Genomic DNA, 13,194 nt, shown 5'->3' on the forward strand with positions numbered 1-13,194 from the left:
TTTCCTCATGCTGATTTTTGGCCTGGAATAGAAAGCAAAAGGAGCTCCTGGTCGGGAGTATCGAAATTTGAGGAATCATGATGAAAAAAATGGCAATCGCCTGCGCATTACTTTCAAGTGTTGTAGTCAGCAGCGTATGGGCTGACGCCACCAGTGATTTAAAAAGCCGTCTGGATAAAGTGAGCAGCTTTCACGCCAGCTTTACCCAAAAAGTCACCGATGGCAGCGGAGCGGCGGTGCAGGAAGGTCAGGGTGATTTATGGGTTAAGCGACCCAATTTATTCAATTGGCATATGACGCAACCCGACGAGAGTATCCTGGTTTCTGACGGTAAAACGTTATGGTTCTATAATCCGTTTGTGGAGCAGGCTACTGCTACGTGGCTGAAAGATGCCACCGGTAATACGCCGTTCATGCTGATTGCCCGCAACCAGTCCAGCGACTGGCAACAGTATAATATTAAGCAAGATGGCGATAATTTTGTGCTGACGCCGAAAGCCAGCAACGGCAATCTGAAACAGTTCACCATCAACGTAGGACGCGACGGGACTATCCACCAGTTCAGTGCCGTAGAACAAGACGATCAGCGCAGTGCCTATCAACTGAAATCCCAGCAAAATGGCGCTGTCGACCCATCGAAATTTACGTTTACTCCGCCGCAAGGGGTAACGATAGATGACCAACGTAAGTAGAGGCGATGAGTGAGCAACCTGTCGCTCGATTTTTCGGATAGTACGTTTCAACCGCTGGCCGCGCGAATGCGGCCGGAAAATTTAGCGCAGTATATCGGCCAGCAGCATTTGCTGGCCGCAGGTAAACCATTGCCCCGCGCTATTGAGGCAGGACATCTGCACTCTATGATTTTATGGGGGCCGCCAGGCACGGGGAAAACCACGCTCGCCGAAGTTATCGCCCGCTACGCCAGCGCCGATGTTGAGCGTATTTCCGCTGTTACTTCCGGCGTGAAAGAGATTCGCGAAGCTATCGAACGCGCCCGCCAGAATCGTAATGCCGGACGCCGCACCATCCTGTTTGTCGATGAAGTCCATCGCTTTAACAAAAGCCAGCAGGACGCCTTTTTACCGCATATCGAAGATGGCACTATCACCTTTATCGGCGCGACTACGGAAAACCCCTCTTTTGAACTGAACTCGGCGCTACTGTCGCGAGCGCGTGTCTATCTGCTGAAATCGTTGACCATCGACGATATTGAACAGGTGCTGGACCAGGCGATGCAGGACAAAACGCGTGGTTATGGCGATCAGGATATCGTGTTGCCGGATGAGACACGGCGAGCGATTGCTGAACTGGTCAATGGCGATGCGCGGCGCGCCTTAAATACGCTTGAAATGATGGCCGATATGGCGGAGGTGGATGACAGCGGCAAACGTGTTTTATTGCCCGCGTTATTGACCGAGATCGCCGGCGAGCGTAGCGCGCGTTTTGATAACAAAGGCGATCGCTTCTACGATCTTATTTCCGCCTTACATAAATCGGTGCGCGGTAGCGCGCCGGATGCCGCCCTCTATTGGTATGCCCGTATTATTACCGCGGGAGGCGATCCGCTGTACGTGGCGCGTCGCTGCCTGGCGATCGCTTCGGAAGATGTCGGTAATGCCGATCCGCGTGCGATGCAGGTTGCCATTGCCGCCTGGGATTGTTTTACCCGCGTTGGCCCGGCTGAAGGCGAAAGGGCGATCGCTCAGGCTATCGTTTATCTCGCCTGCGCGCCGAAGAGCAACGCTGTCTATACCGCTTTTAAAGCTGCATTGGCCGACGCGTGTGAACGTCCTGATTATGACGTTCCAGTACACTTACGCAATGCGCCGACCAAACTGATGAAAGAGATGGGATATGGTCAGGAGTACCGTTATGCCCATGATGAACCCAATGCCTATGCTGCGGGTGAAGTGTACTTCCCGCCGGAAATCGCGAAAACGCGTTATTATCATCCGACAAATCGCGGTCTGGAAGGCAAGATTGGCGAAAAGCTCGCCTGGCTGGCTGAACAGGATCAAAATAGCCCCACAAAACGCTACCGCTAGTGTAAACGTTGCGGTAAGGTTATCTCTAAATATGATGCCGTAGGTATCATGGCGTTGATGATGAATCTCGTTATGCCTGATAGCGCGTTGCTTATGAGCCGACGGGGATGGCGCAATGGATGCGTTGTTGTTGGCCTGATAAGGCGAAAACGTCGCCATCAGGTAAACGGGTTTTACGTTCATCAATACAATCAGATGCGATCGTCAATTGATCGCGTTTCCTTTTATTATTCGATAAGCACAGGATAAGCATGCTCGATCCCAATCTGCTGCGTAATGAGCCAGACGCAGTCGCTGAAAAACTGGTACGCCGGGGCTTTAAGCTGGATGTAGATAAGCTGCGCGCTCTTGAAGAGCGTCGTAAAGTTTTGCAGGTCAACACGGAAAACCTGCAGGCAGAGCGTAATTCTCGATCGAAATCCATCGGCCAGGCGAAAGCGCGCGGGGAAGATATCGAGCCTTTACGCCGGGAAGTGAATAAACTGGGCGAAGAGCTGGATGCGGCGAAAGCCGAGCTGGAGACCTTGCTGGCGGAGATCCGCGATATCGCGCTAACCATTCCAAATCTGCCTGCGGATGAAGTGCCGGTAGGCAAAGATGAAAACGACAACGTTGAAGTCAGCCGCTGGGGTACTCCGCGTGAGTTTGATTTTGAAATCCGCGATCACGTCACATTAGGTGAAATGCATTCTGGCCTCGACTTTGCCGCCGCGGTTAAGCTGACCGGCTCCCGTTTTGTGGTGATGAGAGGGCAGATTGCGCGTATGCATCGCGCATTGTCGCAGTTTATGCTGGATTTGCACACGGAACAGCACGGTTATAGTGAAAATTACGTACCGTATCTGGTTAACCACGACACGCTATACGGCACCGGCCAACTGCCGAAGTTTGCAGGCGATCTGTTCCACACCCGTCCGCTGGAAGAAGAAGCGGACAGCAGCAACTATGCATTGATCCCGACGGCGGAGGTACCGCTGACCAACCTGGTGCGCGATGAAATCATCGACGAAGATCAACTACCGATTAAAATGACCGCGCATACGCCATGTTTCCGCTCTGAAGCGGGTTCTTATGGTCGTGATACCCGTGGTCTGATCCGTATGCATCAGTTCGATAAAGTGGAGATGGTGCAGATCGTTCGCCCGGAAGATTCCATGGCTGCGCTGGAAGAGATGACCGGCCATGCGGAAAAAGTGCTCCAGCTACTGGGACTGCCGTACCGTAAAATCATCCTGTGTACCGGCGATATGGGCTTCGGCGCCTGCAAAACTTATGACCTTGAAGTCTGGGTTCCGGCGCAGAATACCTACCGTGAGATCTCCTCCTGTTCTAACATCTGGGACTTCCAGGCGCGCCGTATGCAGGCACGCTGTCGCAGCAAGTCCGACAAAAAGACCCGTCTGGTACATACCCTGAACGGTTCTGGTCTGGCGGTAGGACGTACCCTGGTGGCCGTGATGGAAAACTATCAGCAGGCTGATGGTCGCATTGAGGTGCCGGAAGTATTACGTCCGTACATGAACGGGCTGGAATATATCGGCTAATCCTCGCTTTCTCCTCTTCTAAAAAGCGCCTTCGGGCGCTTTTTTTATGCCAATTTGATACTGGACAATAATCCCTACTCTATTAGGGGTAATACTGGTTTCGAATGAAGGTCAGTTTTTAACGCTATTTTTCTACTTTTTCGATATATATCAGGCTTTATAACGATACTATCGCTATACAAAATTCTATGCATCGATTTATTGTTTTTTATTGTGAGCAGCAGAGTGAGCCCTTATGAAAACTGAGATCCCTGATGTCGTGCTGGCAGCCGAGGTGAGCCGTCGTGGTTTAGTCAAAACCACCGCGATAGGCGGCCTGGCGATGGCCTGCAGCGCATTTACCCTGCCATTTACCCGCATCGCTCACGCCGCAGAGGCGATAAGTCCGGCGAAAATAGGCGAGAAAGTCGTCTGGAGCGCCTGTACGGTAAACTGCGGCAGCCGTTGTCCGCTACGTATGCATGTCGTGGATGGCGAAATCAAATATGTAGAAACGGATAATACCGGAAACGATGATTACGATGGCCTGCACCAGGTTCGCGCCTGCCTGCGCGGTCGCTCTATGCGTCGTCGCGTTTATAACCCGGATCGTCTCAAGTATCCGATGAAGCGCGTCGGCGCGCGTGGCGAAGGTAAATTTGAGCGTATTAGCTGGGATGAAGCCTACGATATCATCGCTACCAATATGCAGCGTCTGATCAAAGAGTATGGCAACGAGTCCATTTACCTGAACTATGGCACGGGAACTCTGGGGGGAACCATGACACGTTCATGGCCGCCGGGAAAAACGCTGGTCGCCCGTCTGATGAACTGCTGTGGCGGTTATCTCAACCATTACGGCGATTACTCTTCCGCGCAAATCGCCGCGGGTCTGAACTACACCTATGGCGGCTGGGCGGATGGTAATAGTCCGTCCGACATTGAAAACAGTAAGCTGGTGGTGTTGTTTGGCAATAATCCTGGCGAAACCCGAATGAGCGGGGGCGGCGTAACGTATTACCTTGAACAGGCGCGGCAGAAATCAAATGCGCGGATGATCATTATCGATCCCCGTTACACCGATACCGGCGCCGGTCGCGAAGATGAGTGGATTCCGATTCGTCCCGGTACCGATGCGGCGTTGGTCAATGGCCTGGCGTATGTTTTAATCACTGAGAACATGGTCGATCAGCCGTTCCTGAATAAATACTGCGTCGGTTATGACGAAAAAACCTTGCCTGCCAGCGCGCCGAAAAACGGTCACTATAAAGCTTATATCCTGGGCCAGGGCAAAGACGGTATTGCGAAGACGCCGGAATGGGCGGCGCAGATTACCGGCATCCCGGCGGATCGCATTATTAAACTGGCGCGAGAAATCGGCAGCGCTAAACCCGCCTATATTTGCCAGGGGTGGGGACCACAGCGTCATGCTAATGGAGAAATCGCCACGCGCGCTATCTCGATGCTGGCGATCCTGACGGGTAATGTCGGGATTAACGGCGGTAACAGCGGCGCGCGCGAAGGCTCATACGATTTGCCGTTTGAGCGTATGCCCACGCTGGAAAACCCGGTTGAAACCAGCATCTCCATGTTTATGTGGACCGATGCCATTGAGCGCGGCCCGGAAATGACGGCGCTGCGTGATGGCGTGCGGGGTAAAGATAAGCTGGATGTGCCGATCAAAATGATCTGGAACTATGCTGGCAACTGTCTGATTAACCAGCACTCTGAGATTAACCGCACCCACGAAATCCTGCAGGATGACAAGAAGTGCGAAATGATTGTCGTCATCGACTGTCATATGACCTCGTCGGCGAAATACGCCGATATTCTGTTACCGGATTGCACTGCTTCTGAGCAGATGGACTTTGCGCTGGATGCCTCCTGCGGGAACATGTCTTACGTTATCTTCACTGACCAGGCGATTAAACCGCGCTTCGAGTGTAAGACGATTTATGAGATGACCAGCGAACTGGCTAAACGTCTTGGCGTGGAGCAACAGTTTACCGAAGGGCGGACGCAAGAAGAGTGGATGCGTCATCTTTACGAACAGTCGCGTAAATCCATTCCGAATCTGCCCACCTTTGAGGAGTTCCGTAAGCAAGGCATCTTCAAACAGCGTGACCCTGAAGGCCACCATGTCGCCTATAAAGACTTCCGCGAAGATCCGCAAGCGAATCCACTGACAACGCCATCGGGCAAGATTGAAATCTATTCACAGGCGTTGGCGGATATCGCCGCTACCTGGGAACTGCCGGAAGGCGACGTGATCGATCCATTACCGATCTACACGCCAGGTTTTGAAAACTATAACGATCCGCTGACAGATAAATTCCCGCTACAGTTGACGGGCTTCCACTATAAAGCGCGTGTTCATTCCACTTATGGCAACGTAGACGTACTGAAAGCCGCCTGCCGCCAGGAAATGTGGATCAACCCAATGGATGCCCAGAAACGCGGTATCAACAATGGTGATAAAGTCCGCATCTTTAACGATCGCGGCGAAGTACATATCGAGGCTAAAGTGACGCCGCGCATGATGCCGGGCGTGGTCGCCTTGGGAGAAGGCGCATGGTACGACCCGGATGCAAAACGTGTGGATCAGGGCGGATGTATTAACGTACTGACGACCCAACGTCCTTCCCCGCTTGCGAAGGGGAACCCGTCACATACGAACCTCGTTCAGGTTGAAAAGGCGTAAGGAGTAACCGATGACAACCCAGTATGGATTTTTTATTGATTCCAGCCGTTGCACCGGTTGCAAAACCTGCGAACTGGCCTGCAAGGACTACAAAGATTTGACCCCGGATGTCAGCTTCCGCCGCATTTATGAGTATGCAGGCGGCGACTGGCAGGAAGATAACGGCGTCTGGCACCAGAACGTCTTCGCCTATTACCTCTCCATTTCGTGCAATCACTGCGAAGACCCGGCCTGTACCAAAGTCTGCCCGAGCGGCGCGATGCACAAGCGCGATGACGGTTTTGTGGTGGTGAATGAAGAGGTCTGTATCGGCTGCCGCTACTGCCACATGGCCTGCCCGTACGGTGCGCCGCAATACAACGCGGCCAAAGGTCATATGACCAAGTGCGACGGGTGTTATGACCGGGTGGCGGAAGGCAAGAAACCGATTTGCGTGGAATCCTGCCCGCTGCGGGCGCTGGATTTCGGCCCGATAGACGAGCTGCGTAAAAAACACGGTGAGCTGGCTGCCGTCGCGCCGCTGCCGCGCGCGCATTTCACGAAGCCGAATATTGTGATTAAACCCAACGCCAACAGCCGCCCGACCGGGGACACCACCGGTTATCTGGCCAATCCGAAGGAGGTATAAGATGGGAAGTGGATGGCATGAATGGCCGTTGATGATCTTCACGGTCTTTGGTCAGTGCGTGGCCGGTGGTTTTATTGTTCTGGCTCTGGCGCTGATGAAAGGCGATCTGCGCGCGGAAACGCAGCAGCGGGTGATCGCCTGTATGTTTGGTCTGTGGGTGCTGATGGGGATTGGCTTTATCGCCTCGATGCTGCATCTGGGCTCGCCGATGCGTGCGTTTAACTCGCTTAACCGTGTGGGCGCTTCCGCACTGAGCAATGAAATTGCCAGCGGCTCGGTGTTTTTTGCGGTCGGCGGGATTGGCTGGCTGCTGGCGGTACTGAAAAAGCTGCCGTCGGCATTGCGCACACTCTGGCTGATTATCACGATGGTACTGGGCGTCGTCTTCGTCTGGATGATGGTACGCGTGTATAACAGCATCGATACAGTACCGACCTGGTATAGCATCTGGACGCCGCTGTGCTTCTTCCTGACGCTCTTTATGGGTGGCCCGCTACTGGGGTATCTGCTGCTGCGCATCGCGGGCGTGAACGGTTGGGCGATGCGTCTGTTGCCTGCGGTTTCGGTGCTGGCGCTGGTGGTTATCGCTATTATGGCGGCCATGCAGGGCGCGGAACTGGCGACAATTCACAGTTCCATCCAGCAGGCGTCTGCTCTGGTGCCGGATTATGGTTCGCTGATGGCCTGGCGTATGGTGCTGCTGGCGGCGGCGTTGTGCTGCTGGATTGTGCCGCAGTTAAAAGGGTATCAACCTGCGGTACCGTTGCTCTCTGTCGCCTTCATTTTGATGCTGGTAGGGGAACTGATTGGCCGCGGCGTATTCTATGGTCTGCATATGACCGTGGGCATGGCGGTAGCCAGCTAATATACTGCCGCTTATTCGGCTGTGGAATACAACCGGGGCGAAAGCCCCGGTTTTCTATTTTCTGTTTCGTCAGCGTATCATAGCTGGTCATCAAATTGCGATAATCCAGAATGTGATTTAAAAACAGCGTAGCCAGACCTGCAATATCGTTTCGTCAGTCTCGGTGTAATTCGTACGCGACGCCAAACCATGTCATTAACTGAGCGCCAGCCTGAGACATACGATCTCACGCGTAGTGGCGGGTAATTTCATTAAATGTGCCCGAAGCATCGGTCACAACAAAAACGTCAAAACCTTCCTCAATAGCCGACAGAGCGGGGAATGCCACGCATACCTCGGTGACGACGCCCGCGATAATTAATTACTGTTTGCCGGTTGCCTTGACTGCATTGACGAAATCTTCATTATCCCCAGGTATTAATAGGCTGGTTGAAGGATTTCGCTAAATCGTTGAGGACGAGCATATTATTCTTAAACTTATCCGGTTCGATATCCCGAGCCAGTAAAAGCAAACCGGCCTGATAATCAACCAACAGCACGGCGGCATCATTTTTATCGAGACGAACATAAGGTCTGGTCATTACCTTCTCCGTTTGAAGGGGGAGAGAAAGTCTTGCGGTGTAACCTTTTCCTGAATGCATAGAACGGAAAAACGAGCCTGAAGGAACCATGAAATTTTTCGACTGAACGAAACGCCGCTTTTGCAAGTTAGATCAATAAAAACAAGGGGATGAAATTTTAGCGTTTCAATATATTCACCTTCAGAATCAGTAAATCAAATCGATAGTCTCAAAAGTCGCAGATCGCCCATGTGGAGCCGATTGACAATGTTTTTGGCGATGGCATGATGCGCATGAAATTTGAACTTCCTCACGGTTTTTATTCATGTCCACCTATACCCGTCCCGTCAAGCTTTTGCTGTGCGGGCTACTTTTGTTGACTCTGGCCATTGCGGTACTGAATACCCTTGTTCCGCTGTGGCTTGCTCAGGCAAGCCTTCCTACCTGGCAGGTAGGTATGGTCAGTTCATCTTATTTTACCGGCAATCTGGTCGGGACGTTATTTACCGGGTATTTAATTAAACGCATTGGATTTAACCGCAGCTATTATCTTGCCTCGCTGATTTTCGCCGCAGGTTGTGTTGGATTGGGAGTAATGGTGGGATTCTGGAGCTGGATGAGCTGGCGTTTTATTGCAGGCATCGGCTGCGCAATGATTTGGGTTGTTGTCGAAAGCGCGCTGATGTGCAGCGGAACCTCGCATAATCGCGGGCGCCTGCTTGCGGCATATATGATGGTCTATTACGTGGGGACCTTTCTCGGACAGTTACTGGTCAGTAAAGTGTCTGGCGAATTGCTGCACGTCCTCCCTTGGGTTACGGGTATGATTCTGGCGGGAATTTTACCGCTACTCTTTACCCGGATTGTTAATCAGCAAACGGAAGCGCGTTATTCCACTTCTATTAGCGCCATGCTGAAGCTACGCCAGGCGCGTCTTGGCGTGAATGGTTGTATTATTTCCGGCATTGTTCTCGGTTCATTATATGGCCTGATGCCGTTATATCTGAAGCATCAGGGGATGGCTAACGCCAGCATCGGTTTCTGGATGGCGGTTTTGGTTAGTGCCGGTATTTTGGGGCAATGGCCAGTGGGGCGTCTGGCGGATAAATTTGGTCGCTTACTGGTGTTACGCGTACAGGTATTCGTTGTGATACTTGGCAGTATTGTCATGTTAACCCAGGCGGCGATGGCGCCTGCGCTGTTTATTCTTGGGGCGGCGGGTTTTACGCTTTATCCGGTCGCGATGGCCTGGGCCTGTGAAAAAGTCGAACATCACCAGCTTGTGGCTATGAACCAGGCGCTGTTGTTAAGTTATACGGTAGGGAGCTTGTTGGGACCGTCTTTTACCGCGATGTTAATGCAGAATTATTCAGATAATCTGCTGTTTATCATGATTGCCAGCGTATCATTTATTTATCTGCTGATGCTGTTGCGTAACGCCGGCCAGACGCCCAATCCTGTCGCCCATATCTAATTGTTCTCTGAATCGTATGCAGGACGTGAGTCTTGCATACTCTTTGTTTACGTTTTACGTGGAATAATTGACCTGCATAATTTTCTTGCGTCGCTGAAAAATAAAATGTGCCGAAGCTTATAATTTTGCGTTCCTCTATTTTCTCTCCTCGTTTTTACCGCGCATAATTCCCCGCTTCATTTATAGCAATAACATTGTGTTCACGAAGGATCGCGTTATGTCGAATGTGCAAGAAAAACAGTTGCGATGGTACAACATCGCCTTGATGTCGTTTATTACCGTTTGGGGATTCGGCAATGTTGTCAATAACTATGCTAACCAGGGGTTAGTGGTTGTCTTTTCCTGGGTGTTTATTTTTGCGCTCTATTTTATTCCTTATGCCTTGATCGTGGGTCAACTGGGCTCCACCTTCAAAGAGGGAAAAGGGGGCGTCAGTACCTGGATTAAGCATACCATGGGGCCGGGACTGGCTTACCTTGCGGCATGGACCTATTGGGTGGTGCATATACCCTACCTGGCGCAAAAGCCGCAGGCGATACTCATTGCATTGGGATGGGCATTAAAAGGCGACGGCTCGTTGATAAAAGAGTATACCGTCGTTGCGTTGCAGGGGCTGACGCTGGCGTTGTTTGTTTTCTTTATGTGGGTTGCTTCCCGGGGGATGAAATCGTTAAAGGTTGTTGGGTCTGTGGCTGGGATTGCCATGTTTATCATGTCAATTTTATACGTTGTGATGGCAGTAACCGCGCCGGCAATTACAAGCGTTGAAATTGCGACCGCTAACATCACCTGGCAGTCATTTATTCCCCATATCGATTTTACCTATATCACCACCATATCTATGTTGGTCTTTGCGGTTGGCGGGGCGGAGAAGATCTCGCCTTACGTCAACCAGACGCGGAATCCTGGAAAAGAGTTTCCGAAAGGGATGCTCTTTTTAGCTGTCATGGTTGCGGTCTGCGCTATCCTCGGTTCGTTGGCGATGGGAATGATGTTTGACTCCCGCCACATACCCGACGATTTAATGACCAACGGGCAGTATTATGCGTTCCAGAAACTGGGTGAGTATTACCATCTGGGTAATACATTAATGGTGATTTATGCCATTGCCAATACGCTGGGGCAAATCGCCGCGCTGGTGTTTTCTATTGATGCGCCACTGAAAGTATTGCTGGGTGATGCAGACAGTAAATATATCCCGCAGCGCTTATGTCGTACTAACGCTTCAGGTACGCCAGTTAACGGCTATTTGCTGACGTTAGTGCTGGTCGCCATCTTGATTATGCTGCCAACACTAGGCATCGGCGATATGAACAACCTGTATAAATGGCTGCTTAATCTCAACTCAGTCGTTATGCCGCTGCGCTATCTGTGGGTATTTGTCGCCTTTATTGCCGTCATTCGACTGGCGCAAAAGTACAAACCCGAATATGTGTTTATTCGCAATCGGGCATTGGCGTTAACCGTGGGGATTTGGTGCTTTGCCTTCACCGCTTTCGCTTGCCTTACCGGTATTTTTCCCAAAATGGAGGCGTTCACGCCAGAGTGGGTATTCCAGCTTACGCTTAATATTGGAACGCCTTTCGTACTGGTCGGATTGGGCTTAATTTTTCCGTTACTGGCGCGTAGAAACGCATAACGGGAGTCTTTTTAACGGCGCTCCTTATATGCGGGCGCCTTTATAAAATTATTAAGGATATTATTAAGCATATTCCTTTGAAAATTATGTAATTTATTGCATTGGAGGATGTTGCTGCACTTTTTGACTGGTTTATTTACCTTGCGATTTTTGAAGAGGCAACGATATATTTTTTATTTTTATAAATGATTTATAGGTAGAATGCTATTCAAAAAATAAACCACTAGCGATTCATTTTCTATGGTGATGTTGTTTACTCAGTCTGCCCTGTGGGCGCCGGATGAACTCGTGTAACTTTGCTTTTGTAGCGTTCGGACCGCTGGTGGTTGAACCTGAACACCGTAGAGATGCTGAGGCAATTAATGTGGCAACCGTCAGTAATGGCCTTGAGTTTGCCCGTGGATGCGTATGCGGGAATGGCCGAAGACTATCAGATTACCACTAGTTTTAAGGTTACTGGTGCTGTTAATCCTGATCGCCATGAGGAACTATCCTACCGGACATCACCCTTCCAGTATATACCGTTACGGCCTCTGAAGTAGGATAACCCATCGCTCTTACGTTTGATAGTAACGAATTGCCTGGGCTCCAGGAAGATATAACAGCGTTAACAGGCACCGGAACAGCAAATAATTGTCCTGGTATTCTAGCGGTAAGAGCGTTATCCAGAAAACAAAACGGCTACCATTATTGGAGCCGTTCAAAAGCGGATAACTTAGTCGGCGGTTAATACATCACTTTATGACCATACTGCTCAAGAATACCTTTTACGCGCTCCATGGTTTCTTTTTTAGGCGGTTTCACGCCATCCAGCTTGTATTCTTCGCCCATTGCTACCCATTTATGTTTGCCCAACTCATGATAGGGCAGCAGTTCGATTTTTTCGACATTGCCCATATCGCGAGTAAACTCTCCCAGACGATGCGCAGAATCATCGTCGTCAGACCAGCCGGGAACTACAACGTAACGGATCCAGACCTTTACATTTTTCGTTGATAAGTACTGAGCGAATTCCAGTGTCCGGTGATTGGATACGCCAACCAGATTCTGGTGGATCTCATCATTCATCTGTTTGAGATCGAGCATCACCAAATCGGTGACTTCCAGTAGTTCATCAATCACCGGATCATAACGGCGTACAAAACCGTTAGTGTCGAGACAGGTGTGGATACCTTCTTTTTTACAGGCACGAAACCAGTCTCGCACAAATTCTGCCTGTAAAATGGCCTCGCCACCGGACGCTGTCACGCCGCCGCCGGAAGCATTCATAAAATGACGATAGGTCACAACCTCTTTCATTAAGTCTTCAACAGTGACTTCTTTACCGCCATGCGTATCCCATGTGTCGCGATTATGGCAATACAGGCAGCGCATCAGGCAGCCCTGGAAAAAGGTAATAAAGCGGATGCCTGGGCCATCAACAGTGCCACAGGATTCAAAAGAGTGAATGCGGCCAATAAGAGGATTTTTATCAGCGGTTACTGCAATATTTTCTTTTTTAATACAATCAGTTAAGTTACTCATATCGCTTCGGCTAGCTCTAAATAACGTGGGGTTTATGGACACATTCCGGGTATTTTGAGCACCATATTATGGGGGCTGCATCCTGTAAAACAGCAGTATTGCGAGCGTAAATTTTGGACTACAGAATGTGTGAGTATTCCAAAATGTGCTGCAATGGCCCTATTTTACCTCTATTTACTATAAAATATACGGCAAATGTATGCTGTATAACTAGACCACAAGGCAATCCTGACTT

9 protein-coding genes and 1 pseudogene are annotated in these 13,194 nt (G+C 50.6%); 8 read left to right on the forward strand and 2 right to left on the reverse strand.

All coding sequences use genetic code 11. The annotated features are described in order from the left end of the window. The first annotated feature begins 80 nt into the window (after nt 1–80). The 6 genes from lolA to F4V61_RS16435 all read left to right on the forward strand — a co-directional run bounded on the left by lolA (nt 81) and on the right by F4V61_RS16435 (nt 7,762). Entirely contained in the window at nt 81–692 is a 612-nt protein-coding gene (lolA, locus tag F4V61_RS16410) for an outer membrane lipoprotein chaperone LolA (protein ID WP_139814956.1), read from the forward strand. A gap of 9 nt (nt 693–701) precedes the next feature. Then, on the forward strand, nt 702–2,045 hold the full coding sequence (rarA, locus tag F4V61_RS16415) for a replication-associated recombination protein RarA (protein ID WP_080160843.1): 1,344 nt from the start codon (nt 702–704) through the stop codon (nt 2,043–2,045). Nucleotides 2,046–2,296: 251 nt separating this feature from the next. Then, nucleotides 2,297–3,589: a serine--tRNA ligase gene (gene serS, locus F4V61_RS16420; RefSeq protein WP_080160842.1), complete on the forward strand. Its 1,293-nt coding sequence runs from the start codon at nt 2,297–2,299 to the stop codon at nt 3,587–3,589. 235 nt (nt 3,590–3,824) lie between these two features. Next, nucleotides 3,825–6,269: a dimethylsulfoxide reductase subunit A gene (dmsA, locus tag F4V61_RS16425; protein ID WP_080160841.1), complete on the forward strand. Its 2,445-nt coding sequence runs from the start codon at nt 3,825–3,827 to the stop codon at nt 6,267–6,269. Between the two features lie 10 nt (nt 6,270–6,279). After that, on the forward strand, nt 6,280–6,897 hold the full coding sequence (gene dmsB / locus F4V61_RS16430; RefSeq protein ID WP_000213069.1) for a dimethylsulfoxide reductase iron-sulfur subunit DmsB: 618 nt from the start codon (nt 6,280–6,282) through the stop codon (nt 6,895–6,897). 1 nt (nt 6,898) lies between these two features. Then, complete coding sequence (locus tag F4V61_RS16435) at nt 6,899–7,762, forward strand: dimethyl sulfoxide reductase anchor subunit family protein (RefSeq protein WP_058345539.1); 864 nt, start codon at nt 6,899–6,901, stop codon at nt 7,760–7,762. Here F4V61_RS16435 and F4V61_RS22080 read toward each other — a convergent pair. Beyond that, a pseudogene (locus F4V61_RS22080) lies at nt 7,677–8,343 on the reverse strand (isochorismatase family protein). The gene F4V61_RS16435 and the pseudogene F4V61_RS22080 sit on opposite strands and share 86 nt — an antisense overlap. A 304-nt stretch (nt 8,344–8,647) precedes the next feature. On the opposite strand from F4V61_RS22080, the gene F4V61_RS16445 reads away from it, so the two are divergent. Both F4V61_RS16445 and F4V61_RS16450 read left to right on the forward strand, forming a co-directional pair. Continuing rightward, complete coding sequence (locus F4V61_RS16445; protein WP_058819420.1) at nt 8,648–9,796, forward strand: MFS transporter; 1,149 nt, start codon at nt 8,648–8,650, stop codon at nt 9,794–9,796. Between the two features lie 217 nt (nt 9,797–10,013). Next, nucleotides 10,014–11,435: an APC family permease gene (locus F4V61_RS16450; protein ID WP_000073214.1), complete on the forward strand. Its 1,422-nt coding sequence runs from the start codon at nt 10,014–10,016 to the stop codon at nt 11,433–11,435. 726 nt (nt 11,436–12,161) lie between these two features. On the opposite strand, the gene pflA is transcribed toward F4V61_RS16450, so the two are convergent. Next, on the reverse strand, nt 12,162–12,959 hold the full coding sequence (gene pflA, locus F4V61_RS16460) for a pyruvate formate lyase 1-activating protein (RefSeq protein ID WP_000067924.1): 798 nt from the start codon (nt 12,957–12,959) through the stop codon (nt 12,162–12,164). Nucleotides 12,960–13,194 lie beyond the last annotated feature (235 nt).

The sequence above is a fragment of the Salmonella enterica subsp. arizonae genome, assembly GCF_008692845.1.
Lineage (GTDB): Bacteria > Pseudomonadota > Gammaproteobacteria > Enterobacterales > Enterobacteriaceae > Salmonella > Salmonella arizonae.

What these genes read in the sequence shown, in the direction of transcription:
- lolA (WP_139814956.1), top strand. Translation starts at nt 81, where the DNA reads ATGAAAAAAATGGCAATCGCCTGCGCATTACTTTCAAGTGTTGTAGTC.
- serS (WP_080160842.1), top strand. Translation starts at nt 2,297, where the DNA reads ATGCTCGATCCCAATCTGCTGCGTAATGAGCCAGACGCAGTCGCTGAA.
- dmsA (WP_080160841.1), top strand. Translation starts at nt 3,825, where the DNA reads ATGAAAACTGAGATCCCTGATGTCGTGCTGGCAGCCGAGGTGAGCCGT.
- dmsB (WP_000213069.1), top strand. Translation starts at nt 6,280, where the DNA reads ATGACAACCCAGTATGGATTTTTTATTGATTCCAGCCGTTGCACCGGT.
- F4V61_RS16435 (WP_058345539.1), top strand. Translation starts at nt 6,899, where the DNA reads ATGGGAAGTGGATGGCATGAATGGCCGTTGATGATCTTCACGGTCTTT.
- F4V61_RS16445 (WP_058819420.1), top strand. Translation starts at nt 8,648, where the DNA reads ATGTCCACCTATACCCGTCCCGTCAAGCTTTTGCTGTGCGGGCTACTT.
- F4V61_RS16450 (WP_000073214.1), top strand. Translation starts at nt 10,014, where the DNA reads ATGTCGAATGTGCAAGAAAAACAGTTGCGATGGTACAACATCGCCTTG.
- pflA (WP_000067924.1), bottom strand. Translation starts at nt 12,959, where the DNA reads ATGAGTAACTTAACTGATTGTATTAAAAAAGAAAATATTGCAGTAACC.